The 20688-nt window shown below is 30.3% G+C and carries 19 protein-coding genes and 2 tRNA genes; 17 read left to right on the top strand and 4 right to left on the bottom strand.

Features of this window, described 5'->3' with window-relative positions; genetic code table 11:
* Positions 1–3 precede the first annotated feature (3 nt).
* The 9 genes from GAN53_RS00825 (at position 4) to murJ (ending at position 8893) form a co-directional block, all read left to right on the top strand.
* Positions 4–621, top strand: coding sequence for a PhoU domain-containing protein (locus GAN53_RS00825; protein ID WP_151409154.1), 618 nt, complete (start codon positions 4–6; stop codon positions 619–621).
* Positions 622–1281 carry a response regulator transcription factor gene (locus tag GAN53_RS00820; RefSeq protein WP_151409153.1) on the top strand — a complete coding sequence of 220 codons (660 nt, stop codon included), beginning with the start codon at positions 622–624 and terminating at the stop codon, positions 1279–1281. It begins immediately after the preceding gene.
* Positions 1278–2927, top strand: a complete 1650-nt coding sequence (locus GAN53_RS00815) for a sensor histidine kinase (protein ID WP_151409152.1) — start codon at positions 1278–1280, stop codon at positions 2925–2927. The genes GAN53_RS00820 and GAN53_RS00815 overlap by 4 nt, the downstream gene beginning before the upstream one ends.
* Before the next feature lie 81 nt (positions 2928–3008).
* Positions 3009–3296: a hypothetical protein gene (locus GAN53_RS00810; RefSeq protein WP_151409151.1), complete on the top strand. Its 288-nt coding sequence runs from the start codon at positions 3009–3011 to the stop codon at positions 3294–3296.
* Positions 3297–3312: 16 nt separating this feature from the next.
* The gene (locus GAN53_RS00805) at positions 3313–4842 is read left to right on the top strand and encodes a 4Fe-4S dicluster domain-containing protein (protein ID WP_151409150.1); all 1530 of its coding nucleotides are present in this window, start codon (positions 3313–3315) and stop codon (positions 4840–4842) included.
* A 34-nt stretch (positions 4843–4876) separates the two neighbouring features.
* Positions 4877–5965 carry an ABC transporter substrate-binding protein gene (locus GAN53_RS00800; RefSeq protein ID WP_151409149.1) on the top strand — a complete coding sequence of 363 codons (1089 nt, stop codon included), beginning with the start codon at positions 4877–4879 and terminating at the stop codon, positions 5963–5965.
* On the top strand, positions 5943–6686 hold the full coding sequence (locus GAN53_RS00795; RefSeq protein ID WP_151409148.1) for an ABC transporter permease: 744 nt from the start codon (positions 5943–5945) through the stop codon (positions 6684–6686). The genes GAN53_RS00800 and GAN53_RS00795 overlap by 23 nt, the downstream gene beginning before the upstream one ends.
* Positions 6679–7239, top strand: a complete 561-nt coding sequence (locus GAN53_RS00790; protein WP_151409147.1) for an ATP-binding cassette domain-containing protein — start codon at positions 6679–6681, stop codon at positions 7237–7239. The genes GAN53_RS00795 and GAN53_RS00790 overlap by 8 nt, the downstream gene beginning before the upstream one ends.
* Positions 7240–7300: 61 nt before the next feature.
* Positions 7301–8893: a murein biosynthesis integral membrane protein MurJ gene (gene murJ, locus GAN53_RS00785; RefSeq protein ID WP_151409146.1), complete on the top strand. Its 1593-nt coding sequence runs from the start codon at positions 7301–7303 to the stop codon at positions 8891–8893.
* A 60-nt stretch (positions 8894–8953) separates the two neighbouring features.
* Here the strand turns inward: murJ and GAN53_RS00780 are convergent, their stop codons facing one another.
* Entirely contained in the window at positions 8954–10672 is a 1719-nt protein-coding gene (locus GAN53_RS00780) for a hypothetical protein (protein WP_151409145.1), read from the bottom strand.
* The gene (locus GAN53_RS00775; protein WP_151409144.1) at positions 10665–11570 is read right to left on the bottom strand and encodes an AAA family ATPase; all 906 of its coding nucleotides are present in this window, start codon (positions 11568–11570) and stop codon (positions 10665–10667) included. The genes GAN53_RS00780 and GAN53_RS00775 overlap by 8 nt, the downstream gene beginning before the upstream one ends.
* Positions 11571–11678: 108 nt before the next feature.
* On the opposite strand from GAN53_RS00775, the gene GAN53_RS00770 reads away from it, so the two are divergent.
* The 6 genes from GAN53_RS00770 (at position 11679) to arsA (ending at position 18563) form a co-directional block, all read left to right on the top strand.
* The gene (locus GAN53_RS00770) at positions 11679–12122 is read left to right on the top strand and encodes a MarR family winged helix-turn-helix transcriptional regulator (RefSeq protein WP_151409143.1); all 444 of its coding nucleotides are present in this window, start codon (positions 11679–11681) and stop codon (positions 12120–12122) included.
* On the top strand, positions 12119–13879 hold the full coding sequence (locus tag GAN53_RS00765; RefSeq protein ID WP_151409142.1) for an ABC transporter ATP-binding protein: 1761 nt from the start codon (positions 12119–12121) through the stop codon (positions 13877–13879). Before GAN53_RS00770 ends, GAN53_RS00765 begins: the two co-directional genes overlap by 4 nt.
* Positions 13872–15761: an ABC transporter ATP-binding protein gene (locus GAN53_RS00760; RefSeq protein WP_151409141.1), complete on the top strand. Its 1890-nt coding sequence runs from the start codon at positions 13872–13874 to the stop codon at positions 15759–15761. The genes GAN53_RS00765 and GAN53_RS00760 overlap by 8 nt, the downstream gene beginning before the upstream one ends.
* A gap of 179 nt (positions 15762–15940) precedes the next feature.
* A complete protein-coding gene (locus tag GAN53_RS00755) occupies positions 15941–16270 on the top strand; it encodes an ArsR/SmtB family transcription factor (RefSeq protein WP_151409638.1) in 330 nt (109 codons plus the stop codon).
* An 83-nt stretch (positions 16271–16353) separates the two neighbouring features.
* On the top strand, positions 16354–16800 hold the full coding sequence (gene arsD, locus GAN53_RS00750; RefSeq protein ID WP_151409140.1) for an arsenite efflux transporter metallochaperone ArsD: 447 nt from the start codon (positions 16354–16356) through the stop codon (positions 16798–16800).
* Between the two features lie 20 nt (positions 16801–16820).
* Positions 16821–18563, top strand: coding sequence for an arsenical pump-driving ATPase (gene arsA / locus GAN53_RS00745; protein WP_151409139.1), 1743 nt, complete (start codon positions 16821–16823; stop codon positions 18561–18563).
* A 62-nt stretch (positions 18564–18625) separates the two neighbouring features.
* Here arsA and GAN53_RS00740 read toward each other — a convergent pair whose 3' ends face one another.
* Positions 18626–19405, bottom strand: a complete 780-nt coding sequence (locus tag GAN53_RS00740; protein WP_151409138.1) for an ABC transporter permease — start codon at positions 19403–19405, stop codon at positions 18626–18628.
* On the bottom strand, positions 19398–20027 hold the full coding sequence (locus tag GAN53_RS00735) for an ATP-binding cassette domain-containing protein (RefSeq protein WP_151409137.1): 630 nt from the start codon (positions 20025–20027) through the stop codon (positions 19398–19400). The genes GAN53_RS00740 and GAN53_RS00735 overlap by 8 nt, the downstream gene beginning before the upstream one ends.
* Before the next feature lie 194 nt (positions 20028–20221).
* Here GAN53_RS00735 and GAN53_RS00730 point away from each other — a divergent pair.
* A tRNA-Gly gene (locus GAN53_RS00730) sits at positions 20222–20296 on the top strand.
* A 277-nt stretch (positions 20297–20573) separates the two neighbouring features.
* Positions 20574–20647: transfer RNA gene (locus tag GAN53_RS00725), tRNA-Cys, on the top strand.
* Positions 20648–20688 lie beyond the last annotated feature (41 nt).

Below are 20688 nucleotides of genomic sequence, written 5' to 3'. Positions count from 1 at the left end.
ACTATGAGAAATAGATACAATAACGATTTAAATTCACTAAAAGAGATGGATAAGGAGCTTATGGAGCTAATTATCCTATGCTATGACAAAATTGATCTATATTTGGAAAATAATAATAATAGAAATCTTAAAGAAGTCATCGATCTAGATAATGACATAACAATGAATGCTTCTGAAATAGAAAGATTTTGCTTTGAATTACTAGCCTTACAACAACCAGTTGCGAGCGATTTAAGATTTTTACAAATGAGTATAAAACTTGCCAGCACCTACAAAAGAATGGCAAGTCATCTTTCCCAAGCTTCTAATATAATGCTTGAGTACAAACTTGATGACAAAGAAGAAGATTTTATTAAAAGATTCTTAGCCAATCAAAAGAAAATGGCAAAAGATTCAATAACAAGTTTTGTTACTATAGACAATGATTTGGCCTTAAAATCCATAGAAGATGATGAAGTTAACAATCATTTGTTTGTTGAAGCTATAAATTATATAGCAGAATTAAATAAGCAAAACTCAATCGATGCGATTGAATTATCTGAGAAAGTCTTATTGTATAAATATTTTGAAAGACTAGGAGATCGCTTGGCAAGAGTTGGAGATTTGGCAACGAGGTTATAAATGATATATGTAGTAGAGGATGATAAGTCAATTAGAAATCTAATAGAATACGCATTAAGCGAAAAATCCTACCAGGTAAAAACTTTTGCTGATGGCCTAGATATAGTTGATGTTGTAAGAGAAAATGCTCCTGAGCTTATTATTCTTGATATAATGCTTCCTGGTAAAGATGGAATTGAAATTCTAAATGAAATTAGAGAATTTTCTGACATTCCAATAATTCTATTAACTGCAAGAACTGATGAATTTGATAAGGTAATGGGCCTAGAATCTGGTGCTGATGATTATATAACCAAGCCATTTTCGGTTCTTGAACTCTTATCAAGGGTAAAGGCGATTTTAAGACGTTCAGCAAAAAAAGACACTGATCATATTAACTACAACAACATAAGTTTAAACACCAAAAAAAGAACCGTAAAAGTTGACGGTAAGTTGATAGATTTAACATATAAAGAATTTGAAATGCTCTTGTTTTTGATGAATAATATAGGTAATGTAATAACACGAGAAGATTTTTTATTAAAAATCTGGGGCTATGATTACGAAGGTGAAACAAGAACAGTTGATGTTCATATAGCATCTTTAAGAAGCAAATTATTAGATGCTGGAAAATTAATCAAGACTGTTAGAAATTTAGGCTACAAATTTGGAGAAATATGAAAAATCTAGTAAGTAAAAAAATGAAAACTCTTTTAGTAATAGGGCTAATCTTTTCATTTTTGATCAGCAGTTTTTTTCAAGTAAAAAATAAAAAAGATGCTCAAAGTAATTTTTGTGAAAATACTTTGAGTTTTCTTTTACCTAGAGAAACTAGTGCTGATTTTATATCAACTTTAGAACAATTTAATAAAACTTCAAAGATCTATAAATTAGTTTATGTAAACGAAAACAAAAATATTTACTATAATCCTGAGAAATTAAATATGGGTAGGATAGTAAATAATTTTGAGGCAAAAAAAGAAGAATCTCCATACCAAAAACTAAAAACAAATCAAGGTTTTTTGACATATAGGCTTACTTATATAGGTAAAAACGAGGGCATATTAGCAATTACAAGAATTTATAATTTAAGCTTTTACTTTTCTTTGCCAATGTTTTTATGTTTTTTATTTCTTGGATTTGTAATGTTTATTTATATAGACGATAAGATTGATAGTGATATAGATAATTATTTTGAAGCTCTTAAAATCTATAATATTAGAAATAATATAAGTGATAAAAGATATACGGATCTTGTAGATATATTTAATCCCTACATTCAAAGAATTGATGATTTGAAAGAAGAAAAATCAAGTCTTTACGAAAGACTTAGTGGTTTTATAAATATTACTAGCAATATGAAAGAGGGCTTTATTCTCTTTGATGATTTGGGCAATATTGAACTTATCAATGATTCTGCAAAAAGATATTTATCTGTTGATAAAAATACTAAGCTTTATGACCTTATAGGAGATAGAGAATATGTCTTAGCCTTAAAAGAGTCACTAATACTAAAAAGAAGTAAGCATCTTGATATAAAAATAAATGGATATTATTTGCGTATTTATATAGATCCATTAATAAGTGCTAGAAAAAAATCTATATCTATGATAATTGTTGACAACAGTAAAGACAAGATGGCAGAACAAATGCGTAGAGAATTTTCAGCAAATGTTAGTCATGAGCTAAAAAGTCCTTTGGCATCTATAAATGGTTATGCAGAGCTTATAGGCAGTGGCTTGGCAAAAGATGAAGATATAAAAAAATTTGCCAATATCATTTATGAAGAGGGAAACAGGCTTTTACAAATAATAGATGATATACTTAAAATTTCAAAGCTTGATGAAGAAGATTTTGATAAAGATTATAAAGAAGTTGATATTTCAGAAGTTGTAACAGCAACAATAGAAAAATTTAAGAGCATAAGCAACAAAAAAAATATAGAAATAACAAATAAAATAAGTTCTTTTAGGATATTAACATCAAAATATTTATTCTATGACCTAGTATCAAATATATATGAAAATGCCATAAAATATAACAAATTTTCAGGAAAAATAATAGTATATTACAAACTAGAAGAAAATCACTATGATCTCATAATAGAAGATACGGGAATTGGAATTGAAGAAGCAGATAAAGAAAGAATTTTCGAAAGATTCTTTGTTGTGGATAAATCAAGAAAAAGAAATCAAAAATCAACCGGCCTTGGCCTATCTATTGTAAAGCACATTTGCTTACATTTAGGATATGAAATAAAAATTGTCTCTAAAATTGGCCAAGGGAGTAAGTTCATAATCCAAATTCCACTAAAAGAAAATGATTAATGTTTAGTCTATTAGCAAAAAATTATTTAATTGCTAGTAGGCTTTTTTTTTGATACAATTTAAAGAGAGTAGGAGGCGAAAATGAAAGTTACAATTTGTTCGTGTGCCAGATGCACTGCAGCAGGGAATGAATTTTTATACGATTCAGTTAATTTGGTAAAAGAAGATCTAAAAATTGCTTTTGAAATGGAAAATTTGGGGAATCCACCAGAAATTGACATAGAATATAAAAACATAATGAATGAGTGTGAGAATCCAGAAAGATCTGCACCTTTCGCAAAAATTGATGATACATATTACAAAAAAGCAAAACCTGAAGTTTTGATGGAACATATTTTTAATGAATGTAATCCTAAAAATAAGAAATAATTAATGAGGTTACTTTATGAAAGAATCCTATATAGACATACTAAATATTAGAAGAATGGCTTTTGAGCATATAGCAAAAATTGCTTATGAAAATAAGCCTATAACAGATATTGCCCTAGAAGTTTATAATATCTTGCCAGGAGAATCTGCAACATATAGGGAAAATATTTTTAGAGAAAGAGCAGTAATGGGCGAAAGACTTAGAATGGGAATAGGTCTTGATGCAAGAACTGCTGATAAAACAGACGCTGTTACAGAAGGACTTGATCAAATGGATGTAAATGAAAGAATTTATAATCCGCCTTTGGTAAGCGTAATAAAAATAGCTTGCGAGGCTTGTCCAGAAAACAAGGTAACAGTTACTGACCAATGCAAGGCCTGTATAGGACATCCTTGCGTAAATGTTTGTCCAAAAAACGCTGTAACTTTCACCGCTAAAGGCTCAATAATAGATCAAGAAAAATGTATCAAGTGTGGCAAATGCGTAGATGCTTGTCCATATAATGCTATAAATCATCAAAAAAGACCTTGTGCTGAAAGTTGTGGAGTAAAAGCTATAAAATCTGATGCTCTTGGCAGAGCAGATATAGATGAAGAAAAATGTGTTGCTTGTGGTAGATGCATAAGCACTTGTCCTTTTGGTGCAATTTCAGATAAATCAGAAATATATCAACTAATAAAGGCAATTCAAGCAGATAAACATATTTATGCGATTTTGGCACCTTCTTTTGTAGGCCAATTTGGTGTAAATGTTAGTCCTGAACAAATCAAAGAAGCTATAAAACTTTTAGGTTTTAGGGATGTTATAGAAGTCGGTCTTGGAGCTGATTTAACTACTATGAATGAAGCTCATGAATATCTTGAAAAAGTTCCAAGTGGAGAATTTCCTTTTATGGGAACTAGCTGTTGTTTTTCATGGAAAATGATGGTTAGAAATCAATTTCCAGAAATAAATGAATATATATCAGAATCATCAACTCCAATGATTTATACAGGTCTACAGCTAAAAAAACGAGATCCTGAATCAAAAGTTGTATTCATAGGTCCTTGTATTTCTAAAAAACTTGAAGCTTTAGAAAAAGAAGTAGCTGAAGTAATTGATTTTGTAATAACTTATGAAGAACTTTTAGGAATGTTTTTGGCAAAAGGCATAGAACCATCAGAAATAGAAATTTCTGATAAGATGATGGATGCATCAGAAACAGGAAGAGCTTATGCAGTAAGCGGTGGAGTTGCCGATGCTGTAGAAAAAAGAGCCAAAGAAATAAATCCAGATATCAAATTGGATATAGAAAAAGCTGAAGGCCTACATGAGTGTTTTAAGCTTGCACAAATGGCAAAATTTGGCAAAATGAACGGAAAATTAATAGAAGGAATGGCTTGTAGTGGTGGTTGTGTTGGAGGACCTGGAGTTGTTAGGTCAGAAACAAAAACTGCCAAAGAAGTAAGAGCCTTTGCTAAAAAATCTGATTTCAAATCTCCTGCTGATAATATAAATATTCCAGAAGCTGACAGACCAGATGATAAAAAACTTCAAAAAAATTAGATAAATAATAAGATAAATAAAGAAGGTGCCAAAAATGAAATTAAAAAATAAATCATTAATAATATTCCTATCTCTCGCTTTGATAGGATGCGCTAATCAAAATTCAAATAAAGCTGACCAAAGCAATAATGAAGTTAAACAAGAAGAAAGTAAAGAAGAAGAAAAAGTAGAGCAAAAAGAAACTGCTGATACTACAGAAGATCAAAAAGAGGAAACTACTGATCAAGAAGCTAAGCACTATGATGTAAACCTTGCCATGCTTGCTGGTCCAACAAGTGCTGGTGCCATAAATATGGTAGAAGAATCCAAAAATGGTGAAGGGACTTTTAGCTTTAACGAATCAGTAGATGGAGCACCAGATGCAGTAATTCCAAAAATAGTTTCTGGAGAAGTTGACAGTGCAATAATTCCTCCAAATTTAGCAGCAGCTCTTTATAACAAAACCCAAGGCAAAATCAAAGTTTTAGCTATCAATAATCTAGGTGTTTTGTATATTGTAGAAAGTCCTGATATGAACATAAATAGCCTTGATGATTTAGTAAAAAGTGGCGAAACTTTATATGCATCAGCAAAAGGTGCAACTCCAGATATAGCAATACAGGAAGTTTTAAAAGCAAATGGCTATGGTGAAGATGATCTTAAGATAGAATTTTTATCTGAAGCTAGTGAAGTTGCCCAAAAAATGATAGCAAAAGAAGCTAAAGTGGCTTTGCTTCCAGAACCAATGGTTACAAAGGTATTGATGAAATTAGAAGGTTCAAAAGTTGCAATTGATATAAATGATTTATATGAAAAAGCAACCGGTTCACCACTTATTTCTGCTGTATTAGTAGCAAGAAGCGAATATTTAGAAACTATAGATGCAGATAAATTGTTAGAAACTTATAAGGCATCAATTGAAAAAGCAAATTCCGATGTAGAAGCTACAGCAAAATTACTAGGCAAATATGACATAATGCCAGAAGAAGTTGCAAAAAATGCCTTACCAAAGCTTGCTTTAAAATATATAGCAGGCGAAGAAATGAAAACTATGATGGAAAAACACTTAAAAGATTTATATGATTTTAATCCTAAATTAGTGGGTGGATCTTTACCAGAAGATGACTTCTATTACACAAAATAAGTTAAAAAAAATTATAATAGCCATAATTTGGATAATAATTTGGCAAATACTTGCAAGTTTGATCAATGAGGAGATACTTTTACCATCTCCTCTTGTTGTATTTAATAGATTTTTGCAATTAATAAGAGAAAAAGAATTTTATATAAGTCTATTTAATTCGACAAGTAAAATCTTATTTGGATTTGTAATTTCAATAATAGGAGGAATTTTGCTAGCTTATTTTTCCTACAAAGTTAATTTTTTTTACGATTTTATAAATCCAATAATTAGAATTCTTAGGTCAACGCCGATAGCAAGTATAGTTTTGTTTCTACTTTTTTGGATAAATAAAAAATACTTATCAATTTATATAGGCTTTATAATGGCTATGCCAATTATTTTTCAAAATGTTTATACTGGATTAAATACTATAGACAAAAAACTTTTACAAATGGCTGATATCTATCAAATAGGAGAGCTTAAAAGAATTAAATATATCTATAAAGTAAAGATAAAACCATTTTTATCATCAAGTCTAATAACCATATCGGGCTTAATATTTAAGGCTGGAGTTTCAGCTGAACTAATAGCCCTAACCGATAACTCCATAGGTAAAAATCTTTACAATTCAAAAATTTATTTGGATATGCCATCTTTATTTGCTTGGACAATTTCAATTATTCTTATAGCAATTTTTGTAGAAAAATTATTAAGACACTTTTTGGAGGCAAAAGATGATTGAATTTGTAAATGTTAGCAAAAGTTACGATAAAAAAATCATCGAAAATCTTTCTTTTAAAATAAAGCAGGGCGAAAATTTTGGATTTTTTGGAAAATCTGGCATAGGAAAAACTACCATAATAAATATGATATTAGGAATTGCAAAGCCGGATTTTGGGGAAATTTATAACGATTATAAAAAAATGTCCGTAGTTTTTCAGGAAAATAGATTAGTAGATGAAATTTCTGCAATTGATAATCTAAAAATGCTTACAAATGATAAAAATTTGGCTATTGATGTTTTAGAAAAATTTGCTATAAAAGATTATAGACAAGTTGTCAAAAAATTAAGCGGAGGAACCCAAAGAAGGCTTAGCTTAGCAAGAGCCTTTCTTTACAAAGGAGAGATTTTGATCTTAGATGAGCCTTTTACAGGGATTGATGATACTAATAAAGCTAAAATCATTAAACTTTTTAAAGAAGAATTTAAGGGAAAATCTATAATTTTAGTTTCCCACAATAATGATGATTTTAAAACCTTTGAAATTTTTGATAAAAATATAATTTTTTTGTAAAATGTTGTAAATGAGAAATTAATAGATATAATAAAAAGACAAAACAAAAAGTGAGGTTTTTATGGGTCAAACGACGTTTATGTTGATGCTTATAACAATTATTTCCAAAATATTTGGTTTTGTTAGAGAAGCTGTTATGGCATCATATATTGGGGCAGGAGATCTAAAATCAATATATACAACAGCCAATACCCTACCAGTAGTTGTGGCAAATTTCATAGCTGTCGGCATAATTTCAGGATTTATTCCCATTTACAATAGAGCAAAAAACGAAGCTGGTATAAAAGAAGCTGAGGAATTTACTTCAAATATTTTTAATATTTTGATGTTATTTGGCACGATTGCTGTGATAATTGGTATTATTTTCGCCAGACCTTTTGCAAAAATTCTTTCTCTTGATCTTAGCGGTCAATGGCTAGATCTTGCAACAGATTATACTAGAATAATGATGCTTGCAGTTTATGCTTATCTTTATTCCGCAGTTTTTAGGGGATACTTAAACATTAAGGGTGATTTCTTTAATCCAGCCATAACCGGTATTATAATGAACATTATAATAATTATTTTTACAGTTCTAACGGGGATAACTGGCAATTATTATTTGTTAATTATCGGTGGTTTATTGGGAAATGTTCTTCAATATATTTTCTTTCCAAGAGCAGCAAGAAAGAGTGGTTACAAGCACAAAAAGATAATCGATTTTTCAAATAAATATGTAAGATATTTGATGATTATTGCAATTCCTGTAATAATTTCATCAGCTGCTGGAGAAATATCTATTATTGTAGATAATTCTATGGCGTCAGCTTTTTTTGGCAAAGCTTCTATAGCAAAAATATTTTATGCCAAAACCATGCTAACATTAATTACTGGAGTTATTACAGTTTCAATAACAACAGCTCTATTTCCAAAAATTGCCGAACTTGGTCAAGCTGGAAAAATTGAATCGATGAAAAAAACAATTTCATCAGCTGTTGTAACAACTATGCTTTTGGTAATTCCTGCAACTATTGGCATGATGGTTTTAGCAAATCCTATAATAGAATTGGTTTATCAAAGAAAAGCTTTTAGCGCAGAAGATACAATAGCAGTTGCAAGCCTAATGTTTTCTTATGCACCATTTGTTATTTTCCAATCACTAACGGATGTTGTGGATAGAGGATTTTACTCAGTAGGAGATTCCAAAACTCCAGTTATTATAGTAGTAATTCAACAAGTTATAAATATAGCCTTAAATATAATTTTGATACAATTTTTCGCTATTAACGGCCTAGCTTACGCAACAGTTATTTCAACAATAATTGGTTCGGCTCTTATGATCTATAAATTTAGGGATAATTTTGGAAGCTTTAAATTCAAAACTACAGTGATTTCTATTTTTAAGATTAGCCTTGCAACTTTTGTCATGGCTCTTGTTGCAAATAAAATGTATAACTTGCTTTCACCAATTATGGTCCATGTTCTTGCAATCCTAATATCTATAGCTCTTGCAGCCTTAGTTTATGCAATAATAATTGTGCTTGCAAGAATTAGCGAAGTTATGGATTTGATAAATGTAATTTACCATAAATATTTTAGAAAAAGAAAAGCGAGAAAACATTTATATTCAAACAATAAATCTGCAAAATCTCGAAAAAATAATAAAGAAAAATAAAAAGATGCTAGAAAATGAATTGACTTTTTTGATAAGAGGTCAGTTCATTTTTTTGCATCTTTAATTATTAAGAATCTCATTTTTTATAAAAATTGAAACTATTTTTGAAAAGTTTTCTAATTTTGTTATTCTCACAAAATCTTTGTTGTATATAAGCTTTGCATTTTTGACATCTTCATCTTCGCCTGTAAAGACTGCAAGTATTGAAATTCCATCATTTTTTAGATTTCTTATTTCAAAAGCCGTATCATCTACGGCGATTTTTCCCTGATATTGGTCTTTTTCCTTTAGTTTTTTGGTATTGATATTAGATCTCTTGTCGTTGGGTTTGCCATCTGAAAGAATTATTAGAATATTTTTTGTATCGCTTTCTTTTTTGATCAATTCATGGATAGTTTTAAAAGCAAATCCATCTCTGTTGGATCCTGCTGCATAGAAATTATAAATTTCTAAATTTTTATTTTTTTCCTTATAATCTCTATACAAATTAAAAACAGTATGATCTCTAAGACTTGAAAAGCCCATAATTCTAATTGGTATTCCAACTTTGTCCATTGATTTTCCTATTATGTAGGCTTGATTTGCAAGAATTTCCTGTCTTTGTATTTGACTGGCTGATGAGTCTATTAATAAATCGATTTTAAATTTATTTACCTTATCTAATTCTTGGTTCTTAAATACATCGTAGTCGTTAAGAATTGGGGCTTTCCAAACTTTGCTAGAATCAATTGCTCCATAATTTTTCCTAACATCAACAAAATCTTCATAAGTCATAAGAGAATTTTTGATGGCAAGGCTAAGTTCGTTGATATTTCTATTGTTGATGGCAAAATTATCTTCTATATAGCTTTTGTTTTTGTCAAATTGCTTCTTTCGATTTTTTTTGTAAAATTTTGCATTAGCTTTGTCGGAATATTCTCCCTTAGTAAAATATAATTTTTTGCCAGAATGTATGCCTTTTGCAACAGTTTTTTCAATGGCGTTAAGCTTTTCTTTGGCTAAAATTGATTTGCCAAAAAAATCTTCTATAAATTGATCTGAGGAATGGTAATTATCATCAGAAGAATTTAAAAACAAGAGATTTTTATCCAGATCTTTTTTCTTTTCTGCAAGATAAATATTTCCGGTAAATTCTGCTGAACCAATGGCAAATTGCTCTCTTATCAAATCTTCAGAAAATTCCTTGGATTTTTCGCTATCCTTAAAATCTTTAGCCTTATTTTCCTTTACCATCTCTTCAAAAAGGCCTTGGTCTTTTTTGCCTCTTTCAAATTTGAAATGACTTTTAAAAACCTTATTTAGCTTATCTATTAGGATATTTGTGTCGGTGGTATTTATTTTAAAAATTTCCCTATAAATTTCTCTAAATAAAGCTCCTTCAATAATCGGCTTTCCAAAAACTTTGCCATAATAAGCTTTTTCAATTTGTTCTTTTAGATTATTTGGCTGGTGGTAGCTATATTTTCTAAGTTTTTTTCTTGCATAATCTTTTTTAAAATCTTCAATTACCAAATTTTCTTTGGCTAATTCTTTGTAGGAAATTTCTTCTATTAGCAAATTTGTTATAAAGACAAAGTCCTCATAAAATGGATTATCTTTTTTTAGATATGCGAAAAAGGAATCTAGCATTTTGAGATCGAAAGTCTTAATAATAAAGCCCTGTATCATATTTTTGTAGACTTCGTTCATGGGATAAGTTTTTTGGGGAGTAAATTTATAATTGTGCGAAAAATCCCAAATTATATTAAATTCTCTTATTTTGTCCCTTTGGTCAGTCATTAAAAATGCTCTCTTTTATTTGACTTGGAATTTTTGTTTTTATGGTATCAATTACAATTTCTCTTTCAAATTCATCAAAAGATTTGTTGGCAATGCCCATAAGGATTGCATCATAAGGATTTAATCCTATTTGCATAGTTTCAATGGCAGAAATTAGTCCGCGAAGATCGACAGATTTTGTTGAAATTTCGTTGTTTTCACTTTTAAATTGTAGAGAAATAAACATATCTATAAAGGCTTTTCTGTATTCTTCTTTAAGATTTGTAAAAGTATCTGCCAAAAGTTTGTCAAGATTTTCTTTTGTTATATTTGGCATATGAATTATCATAAATCTTGATGCTAAAGCTTCGTTTACTTCGCGAGTTCCTACATAACCATAGTTCATAGTTGCAATAAATCTGGTATTTGGATCTAATTTTATTTTTTCATAGCCTGGCAAATCTATAATTCTTCTATGGTCAAGACTTGCGTGAAGAACAGAAATCGCTTCATTTTTTGCCATATTTATCTCATCTAAAACTGCAAAACCACCACGTGTGCTTGCTTCATAAATTGGACCTTTTCTAAAAGTAACTTGGTTATCTTTGAAAGTATCAGCTCCTATAAGTGATGAAAAATCTGTATTTACATGAAAAGATACATTCCATGAAGGTCTAGCAAAAAGATAGGATAAATTTTCTGCCAAAACATTTTTTCCAGTAGCCTTTGCCCCTGTTAGCAAAATATTTTTACCAGCAAGTAAAGCTGAAATAGATTCTTCTAAAACTTCTTTGCCATAATACTTAAACTCTGGTTTTATAACTCTAGGATCATCAAAAAGTCCATTTTCTTTTCTATATATTTCTAATTTTTCAATTAATTTATTATCGACATTTTGTTTTTGTAAATATTCAATCATCAGTACTCCTTTAAGCTTATATATTATACAATTTATAAAATATTTTTCGACTTGACAAAGTCCGTAAATAGACTATATTATTATAGTTATTATTTTGGAGGACCATTAATGAATGATAAATCATGTCAAATTTTTAATATATTTGCTCTTTTAAAAAAATTAGGAGCTTTAAATAAAGAAAGAGTCGGTCAATTTGGCTTAAACCATTATGAGGTTTTTATTTTATACGATATTTACGAAAATAAAGTCATTAGTCAAAAAGATTTGGTAGAAAAACTAAAGGCTCCCAAGCAAACTATAAACTCTATAGTTATGAGCCTAAAGGAAAGAGATCTTTTGACCATGGTTTCAGACGAAAATGACAAAAGACAAAAAAATATGACTCTGACTGATAAGGGTAAGGAAGAAATCAATAAAATTTCCTCATATTTATCAAAATCTGATAAGGAAATTTATAATTATTTGGGCAAAGATAAAATAAGAGAAATTGAAAATAACCTAAATGAACTTATAAAAGCATTAGAAACGAATATAAAAAAGGAGGGAATATGAACAGATTAATAGAATTTAATAAGGCTTTTTCCTATATTAATAATTATCTAGGCAAATATAGGAAAAATAGAAATATTTCTATGCTTATGACTGTATTAGAAACAGTTTTTGAATTGCTAATACCAGCAGTCATGGGAATTATTTTAAATAAAGTAATTTATCAAAAAGATCCAAAAGAAGCTATAAAATATGGACTTATAATAATTATCTTGTCAGCTCTTGCTATGTTTACCGGTATGCAGGCTTCAAAAAATGCTGGTTTGACTTCAACTGGACTTACAGATAATGTAAGAAAAGCAGAATTTAGAAAAATTCAAGAATTTTCCTTTGAAGATTTTGAATTTTTTGGGGTACATTCGCTCATCACAAGAATTACTAACGACATGCAACAAATAGCTCAATCATCTTTTATGACCACTCGTTTTGTTATAAAAACTCTAGTTATGGCGATAGTTTCCTTTAGTCTTGCCTTTAAGACTAGTAGAAAATTATCCATGATTTTCTTATTTATAATGCCAATTTTAGTTATTATCGTTATAACAATTGCATCAAAAGCTATTCCCAAATTTAGGAAATTTAGAAAGCAATACGATAAGCTAAATCAAGTTGTAGAAGAAAATCTAAATAATATGCGTGTTGTTAAAGCTTTTGTAAGAAAAAAATATGAGATAGAAAAATTTGGCATAGCCAACGAAGAAATGTTTAGATTGTCAGATTCTTCTCAAGGATTAATGAGTTTTATATTTCCATCCGCCAATTCTATTTTGTACCTAACTTTTATAGGCCTAACATATTTTGGTGGAATAGAAATCATCAAAGGCAATCTTGGCGTGGGAGATCTTGTAAGCTTTAATATGTATGCGATGATGCTTTTAGGCTCCTTAATCGGACTTTCTATGGTATTGACTATGCTTATGAGTGCATCTCCATCTGTAATACGAGTAAAGGAAGTTTTAACTCGTGAAATTTCTATGGATAATGATGATAAGATCGAGGGTCTTAGACTTGCTGATGGTTCTGTTGACTTTACAAATGTAAGTTTTAAATATGAAAAAGATAGCGAAACTTATCAGCTAAAAGATATTAATCTTCATATCAAATCGGGCGAAGTAATAGGAATTTTAGGTCCAACAGGTTCGTCAAAATCAACTCTTGTCCAACTAATCCCAAGACTTTATGATATAACAGAAGGAAATCTTAAAGTTGGAGGCAATGATATTAAGGATTATGACCTAAAAGTTTTGAGAGATGAAGTTTCGATAGTTTTACAAAAAAACACGCTTTTTAGCGGAACAATTGAAGATAATATTAGATGGGGAGATTCTGATGCTGATTTTGATGAGATTTTAGCAATGGCAAAAATTGCCCAAGCAGATGAATTTATTAAAGAAAGAGCCGATGGCTATCAATCAGTTTTGGGACAAAAGGGAACTGGAGTTTCTGGTGGACAAAAACAAAGACTTACAATAGCAAGATCTCTACTAAAAAAACCAAAAATTCTAATACTTGATAACTCAACTTCAGCTGTCGATACCAAAACTGAAGCAAAATTGTTGGAAGGCTTTAAGAATTTAGACCACAATATGACACAGATAATAATCTCCCAAAGATTATCTTCTTTTGAAAATGCAGATAGAATCGTGGTTATGGATGATGGAAGAATTTCTGATATAGGTAGTCACGATGAACTTTACCAAAGATCAGAGATTTACAAGATGACTTATGATATTCAACACAAAGGAGGGGAAGATGAGTAAAAAAATCGACGATGTTAAAGTAGATGAAATTCAAATTAGCAAAGATAAACATCAAAAAAATTTGGATATAAATGCTCTAAAAAGACTTTTTTCTTATCTTTTTGTTCATAAATGGCAATTAGCTCTTGTCTTTGTTTGTGTAATTGCATCTGCTATTACGCAAGTTATTGGAATTTCGATGATGCAGCCAATAATAGATAATTATATATTAAAATCTGATATTAGTGGACTTAAAACTGCTGTAATAAATATGGCCTTGGTGTATCTAATTTCAACCATAACAACCTTTATCTACACAAGACTTATGATAAGAATTGGCGAAAGATCCATTAGAAATTTGAGAAATGATCTTTTTATAAAAATTCAAAAAATGCCAATAAACTTTTTTGACACTAACCAGCACGGGCAAATAATGAGTAGATTTACCAACGATACGGATATTTTATCGCAATCCTTATCCTCAACTTTGCCAACTCTGATAAGATCGCTTTTGATGTTTATAGGAACTATAATTGTTATGGTTAAATTATCTTTAATCCTTACAATTGTAATGTTTGCTGGTCTTGTGATTATGATTTTTGTCTTAAAAAACATAGTAGGAAGAACTGGTAAATTATTTAACGAAGCTCAAAAAAATGTATCGATCCTAAACGGCTTTGACGAAGAAATGCTTTCAGGACAAAAAGTCATAAAAGTTTTTAACAAAGAAGAAGATGCAATAAAAGAATTTGATGAAAAAAGCGAAAATTTAAGATTTACAATGGCAGAGGCTATGATAAATGCAGGAAAACTTATGCCTTTTTTGGTAAATTCCATAAATATTATGTATGCAATAATAGCAATAGTTGGCGTAATTATGGCCATAAATGGAAATCTAACAATAGGAGTTTTGGCTACATTTTTAACTAACGCTCGCCAATTGCAAAATCCTATAGCTAACGTTTCTCAACAAGCAAATGCTGTATTTTCTGCAATGGCAGGAGCAAGTCGTATCTTTGAAATTATCGATATGCCAATTGAAAAAGATAGTGGTTATATAGAACTTGCCCATGTAAAAGTAGATGAAGATGGCAATGCAAGTCCTTGCTCTGCTGATAGATGCTATGCTTGGAAATGGGAAGAAGATGGAAAAACAATTTATAAAGAACTAGAAGGAAGAATAGATTTTGAGCACGTAGACTTTTCCTACAATGGCAAGGATAAGATCCTAAAAGATGTAACATTTTATGCAAATCCGGGCGAAAAAATTGCCTTTGTAGGATCTACCGGTGCTGGTAAAACCACAATTACAAACGTAATTACAAGATTTTATGAAATTGATAGTGGCTCTATAAAAATTGACGGAATTGATATAAGAAATATCAAAAAAGATCATCTAAGGAAAGCTTTTGGCATGGTACTTCAAGATGTAAATTTATTTACCGAAACCATCAGCGAAAATATAAGATATGGAAAACTCAGTGCAAGCGAAAATGAAATAAAAGATGCTGCAAAACTAGCTGGAGCAGATTCCTTTATCCATAGGCTACCAGAAACTTACCAAACAGAAATTTATGGAGATGGTTCGTCATTATCAGATGGACAAAATCAATTAATTTCCATATCAAGAGCTGCCATTGCAGATCCTCCAATGCTAATTTTGGATGAGGCAACTAGCTCAATTGATACATCAACAGAAATCAAAGTAACCAAGGCTATGGATAATTTGATGGAAGGTTCAACATCAATTGTAATTGCTCACAGACTTTCAACCATACAAAATGCCGATGTGATAATGGTTATGGAAGATGGAAGAATTATCGAAAGAGGAAGTCACGACCAACTTATAAAAGAAAAAGGAACTTACTACGGTCTATATACTGGTGCCTTAGAATTGGACTAAAATTGAATTTAACAAAAATAATGTATTATCGATTAAAAGATATTACATTATTTTTTTGTAAATAATAGTAAATAGTTTACCTTCTAAAGAGTAGAAAAAAGAAAAGTATCTAAAAAATATACATAGATATATTGAAATATCTCTATGTATATGATATAGTAATAAAGAGGTAATTTATGATGGCGAAAAATTATAATATTTATATAGATATTTCAAAAAAATTAAAAGTTTTATCAGATCCAAAACGTCTACAAATAGTAGATATGCTTTCTTGTGGAGAACTTTGTGCTTGTCAGATTCTAGAAAAATTTGATATTACACAGCCGACTTTATCAGCGGATATGAAAAAATTAGAAGATTGTCAAATAGTAATTAGTAGAAGAGATGGGAAGAATGTATTTTATTCTCTTAATCTTGACACATTAAATGAAATTGAAGCTTCTCTTGAAGAAATATTTAAAGATAGTCCTGATTGTATATGCCATGAGAAAGGTAAAATAAGGCTTTAAATCTTACAATACATATAGAAATATTTGTATATATCTATTTAAATAATTGTCATTAGTATAAAAATTAAAAGTAGGAGGAACTTATGAAAAAAATAAGACTTTATGAAAGAGCTATGTGTTGTCCGACTGGACTTTGTGGGCCTGTCCTTGATCCAGAATTAATAAGAATTTCTGTAGCTATAGATAATATGACTAAAAACAAGGTCGATATCGATAGATACAACCTATCAAGCTTTCCAGATAAATTTGCAAAAAACGAAAAAATCAAAGAGCAATTAAAAGAAAAAGGTAAATATGCACTTCCGATTACAACTGTTGACGATGAAATAGTTATGACTGGCAGATATTTGACAAATGAAGAATTTGCAGAAATTTCAGGAATTTCTGTGGATTTAATTTCCAAAAAAGATGAAGAAGATGCTTGTAAATGTGAAGATGGAGAAACTTGTGACTGCGAAGATGGCGAAACTTGTGACTGCGAGAATGGAGAAAGTAAAAATAGCTCTGATAGCAAGCCATCTTGTTGTTAAGTATTAGAAAGAGTAAGATAATGAATAATTTTAATCCTAGCGATATCAAACTAACTAAGTATTTATTTTTTACAGGAAAAGGAGGAGTTGGTAAAACTTCCATAGCATCAGCTACAGCAGCTAATCTTGCTGATAATGGTAAAAAAGTTCTTTTGATAAGTACTGACCCAGCTTCAAACTTAGAAGATATATTCAAAGTAAAATTAACTAGTAAAGCTAAAGAAATTGAAGAAATAAAGGGACTTTTTGTGGCAAATCTTGATCCAATAGAATCAGCAGCAGAATATAGGGAAAGTGTTATAGCTCCTTATCGTGGAGTATTGCCAGATTTTGCTGTAGAAAATATGAATGAGCAATTATCTGGATCTTGTACTGTTGAAATTGCAGCCTTTAATGAGTTTTCAAAATTTATAACAGATCTTGATATGCAAAAGGAATTTGATCATATAATTTTCGATACTGCACCAACAGGGCATACTTTAAGAATGCTACAATTACCATCTGCTTGGACTAACTTTATTAGCGAAAGCACCCATGGTGCATCTTGCCTTGGTCAACTTGCAGGTTTGGAAGATAAAAAAGAGATGTATAAAACCGCTGTAGATACTTTAGCTAACGGAGAAATGACAAGGCTAGTTCTAGTTACAAGACCTGAAATAGGCCCAATAAATGAGGCGGAAAGAGCATCAAAAGAGCTAAAAAATATTGGTATTAACAATCAAATTTTAATAATTAATGGAGTTTTAACATCCTTTGATGATGAAATTTCTAATTCACTTTACCAAAAGCAAAAGCAAGCTATGGAAAATATGTCTGATTACCTAAAAAGCATAGAAACATATAGCCTTGCCCTAAGATCATACAATATAAGTGGTATAGAAAAAATTAGAAATTTATTTACCAGGGATGATTACCAAGAAGACGAGCAAAAATTAGATGCAAAGTCTATCAAAAAATTAAAAGATGTTATTTCTGACCTATATTCGACCAATAAAAAGATAATATTTACTATGGGTAAGGGTGGCGTTGGAAAAACCACCGTTGCTGCAGCAATTGCTCTAGGCTTATCAGAAAAAGGAAAAAAAGTTCATTTATCCACAACAGACCCTGCTGATCATTTAAGATATGTAATTAAAGAAAATGAAAATATTTCCATGAGTCATATAGATGAACAGTTAGAACTTAAAAAATATCAAGAAGAAGTCCTCTCTAAGGCTAGAGAAACTATGTCCAAAGAAGATCTAGAATACGTAATGGAAGATTTAAGATCCCCGTGTACGCAAGAAATTGCTGTTTTTAGAGCATTTGCAGAAATTGTCGAAAAATCTGAAGATGAAATTGTAATCATTGATACAGCTCCAACTGGCCATACTCTTTTATTATTAGATTCAACAGATAGCTATAACAAAGAAATTGAAAGATCCAATGGAGAAGTTCCAGAAGCAACTAAGAAATTATTGCCAAAATTAAGAGATAAGAACTTAACTGAGGTAATAATTGTTACACTTGCAGAACCAACCCCATATTATGAAGCTTATAGGCTTGAAGAAGATCTAAAAAGAGCAAATATAAATAGCAAATGGTGGGTAATTAACTCATCCTTGTATCTAACAAATTCGACAAATAAAATATTATCATCAAAAGCCAACGAAGAAATCAAGTGGATAAACAAAATTGACCAACACACCAAGGGAAATTTTGCTGTTATTTCATGGCTAAAAGAAGAGATAAAAGATGATAATTTAAAAAAACTTATAGATTAAAAAACCCAAAAAAGTGGTTGAAGTAAAATCATTATTTTACTCTAGCCACTTTTTTAATAAAGTCAAATAAGTTGCTCCTGCTTATTAAAGAAATTTTTATAACCTAAATGCAAGAAAACAAAGACGCAAATACTGACAGAACTCAATATCGCTGTCATTATTGCTATTTGATATCTAATTGCAATTAGAGGTGAAACTCCACCTAAAATCTGCCCTGTCATCATTCCTGGCAAAGAAATTATGCCAATATTTTTTATGGAATTTAAGGTTGGAGTGATGGCAGTGTCAAAAGATTTTTGTATAAATTTATCCATGGCTATACGAGGACTTGCTCCAAGCATTAAAGATCCCTCAATTTTGGATTTATTATTTTCACTTGCATCTAAAAGACCGTTTAATGCCAAATTTATTCCTGTCATCGAATTTCCAATAATCATTCCACCAAGAGGAATTAGATATTGAGGATTATAAATTGGTTTTGGCCTAATAACAACTAATAGAAAAAATATTAGGGTAAAAACTGTTCCAGAAATTTGCGCAATAGCTATAGTTTTTTTAAGTTTACTATTTAACCTATCTTTCTTAGGTGAAATTATATTAAAAACAGCAAAACTTTCCATGAGTAAAATCAACAAAGTTGACAGAACTATAGAAGAACTGTCAAAGACATAAACAAGTATAAAACCTGCTATAAAAAGCTGAATAGTCATTCTTATTGTTCCAACTATGATATCCTTATTTCTATTGATGCCATTTAATGAAGTTAACAAAAGTGCGATTGCAGTAAATATATAAGTTAAAATTAATTGCTGGTTACTTAAATTTATTACAGAATTATTCATGGCTAACTTCTCCATCTACAATTTTTATTATCCTATCGGAATATTTTTTTGAAATTTCGCTAGAATGGGTTACATAAATGATAGTTTTATCTTCTCTTTTTGCCATATCAACCATGGTGGCAATTACAAAATCTTCAGTAATATCATCAAGAGCTGAAGATGGTTCATCAAGTAAATAAATTTGAGAATCTAAAAGCATAAGTCTTGCAATTGAGACTCTCTGACATTCGCCACCAGAAAGATTTTCCATATCGGTAGATAAACTTTTATCTAATTTTACAGAAGCCAAAGCCTTATTTAGAATTTCATCGCTTACTGGATCTTTATCTTGAAATTTTCTACCAATTAATAAATTATCTCTTATACTCCCTTTAAAAGTAAGAGGATTTTGGGCGAGCATTGGAACTCTACGCCTGTAAGAAACAGGATCGATATTTGCAATATCTTTGCCATTATAAGTTATATAACCTGAACTTGGGGATATGAGTTTATTTATAAGCTTTAGCATGGTAGACTTCCCAGAGCCACTAGGACCAATAATGCAAGTAACTTCATTTTGATTAATTCGTAAATTATCTATTTTAATGATGTCTTTAAAAGTGACATCATGAAATTCAAACATAAAAACCTCCAAAAAAATTATTTCACAATAAAAATATTATACCATATAATAAATTGTAGAATCTTAAAGAAAAGAATATTTGACAAAAAAGAAATATAGATTTAAAATATTAAAGTAATCGAAAAAAAACAAAGAATAAATTATAAAAAAACTTTACAAAACAATTTTTCTAATGTATAATAACAAATGTATTTGCGGATGTGGCTCAGTGGTAGAGCATCGCCTTGCCAAGGCGAGGGTCGCGAGTTCGAATCTCGTCATCCGCTCCAAGTCACTTGTAGTGTTTTAAATGCGAAGCATTTAAAATCTTCGAGATGAGCGAAGTGAATCCGAAGAACTAAGCGAAAGAAGCACGAGCTTCTTGAGCGCATTGTGTGCTGTGTTTTAAATGCGAAGCATTTAAAATCTGTAAGATGAGCGAAGCGAATCCGAAGAACTAAGCGAAAGAAGCACGGGCTTCTTGAGCGCATATTTTGCTATTAATTATTTAATGCGATACTAATCGCCAGATCCATGTATTGGTACTTGGTGATTTTTTTAATATCCGGCGCCATAGCCAAGTGGTAAGGCAGAGGTCTGCAACACCTTTACCCCCAGTTCAAATCTGGGTGGCGCCTCCAACCCTGCTCTCCTTTGGAGAGCTTTTTTTATAGGAGTTTTT

It is taken from the genome of Anaerococcus sp. Marseille-P9784 (assembly GCF_902500265.1).
GTDB lineage: Bacteria > Bacillota > Clostridia > Tissierellales > Peptoniphilaceae > Anaerococcus.
The sequence above is the reverse complement of the archived record's forward strand: the minus strand, read 5'-3'. Positions and strand labels throughout refer to the sequence as shown.

What these genes read in the sequence shown, in the direction of transcription:
- arsA (WP_151409139.1), top strand. Translation starts at nt 16,821, where the DNA reads ATGAATAATTTTAATCCTAGCGATATCAAACTAACTAAGTATTTATTT.
- GAN53_RS00800 (WP_151409149.1), top strand. Translation starts at nt 4,877, where the DNA reads ATGAAATTAAAAAATAAATCATTAATAATATTCCTATCTCTCGCTTTG.
- GAN53_RS00790 (WP_151409147.1), top strand. Translation starts at nt 6,679, where the DNA reads ATGATTGAATTTGTAAATGTTAGCAAAAGTTACGATAAAAAAATCATC.
- GAN53_RS00795 (WP_151409148.1), top strand. Translation starts at nt 5,943, where the DNA reads ATGACTTCTATTACACAAAATAAGTTAAAAAAAATTATAATAGCCATA.
- GAN53_RS00760 (WP_151409141.1), top strand. Translation starts at nt 13,872, where the DNA reads ATGAGTAAAAAAATCGACGATGTTAAAGTAGATGAAATTCAAATTAGC.
- arsD (WP_151409140.1), top strand. Translation starts at nt 16,354, where the DNA reads ATGAAAAAAATAAGACTTTATGAAAGAGCTATGTGTTGTCCGACTGGA.
- GAN53_RS00735 (WP_151409137.1), bottom strand. Translation starts at nt 20,027, where the DNA reads ATGTTTGAATTTCATGATGTCACTTTTAAAGACATCATTAAAATAGAT.
- GAN53_RS00815 (WP_151409152.1), top strand. Translation starts at nt 1,278, where the DNA reads ATGAAAAATCTAGTAAGTAAAAAAATGAAAACTCTTTTAGTAATAGGG.
- GAN53_RS00805 (WP_151409150.1), top strand. Translation starts at nt 3,313, where the DNA reads ATGAAAGAATCCTATATAGACATACTAAATATTAGAAGAATGGCTTTT.
- GAN53_RS00770 (WP_151409143.1), top strand. Translation starts at nt 11,679, where the DNA reads ATGAATGATAAATCATGTCAAATTTTTAATATATTTGCTCTTTTAAAA.
- GAN53_RS00780 (WP_151409145.1), bottom strand. Translation starts at nt 10,672, where the DNA reads ATGACTGACCAAAGGGACAAAATAAGAGAATTTAATATAATTTGGGAT.
- GAN53_RS00765 (WP_151409142.1), top strand. Translation starts at nt 12,119, where the DNA reads ATGAACAGATTAATAGAATTTAATAAGGCTTTTTCCTATATTAATAAT.
- GAN53_RS00825 (WP_151409154.1), top strand. Translation starts at nt 4, where the DNA reads ATGAGAAATAGATACAATAACGATTTAAATTCACTAAAAGAGATGGAT.
- GAN53_RS00740 (WP_151409138.1), bottom strand. Translation starts at nt 19,405, where the DNA reads ATGAATAATTCTGTAATAAATTTAAGTAACCAGCAATTAATTTTAACT.
- GAN53_RS00820 (WP_151409153.1), top strand. Translation starts at nt 622, where the DNA reads ATGATATATGTAGTAGAGGATGATAAGTCAATTAGAAATCTAATAGAA.
- GAN53_RS00775 (WP_151409144.1), bottom strand. Translation starts at nt 11,570, where the DNA reads ATGATTGAATATTTACAAAAACAAAATGTCGATAATAAATTAATTGAA.
- GAN53_RS00810 (WP_151409151.1), top strand. Translation starts at nt 3,009, where the DNA reads ATGAAAGTTACAATTTGTTCGTGTGCCAGATGCACTGCAGCAGGGAAT.
- murJ (WP_151409146.1), top strand. Translation starts at nt 7,301, where the DNA reads ATGGGTCAAACGACGTTTATGTTGATGCTTATAACAATTATTTCCAAA.
- GAN53_RS00755 (WP_151409638.1), top strand. Translation starts at nt 15,941, where the DNA reads ATGGCGAAAAATTATAATATTTATATAGATATTTCAAAAAAATTAAAA.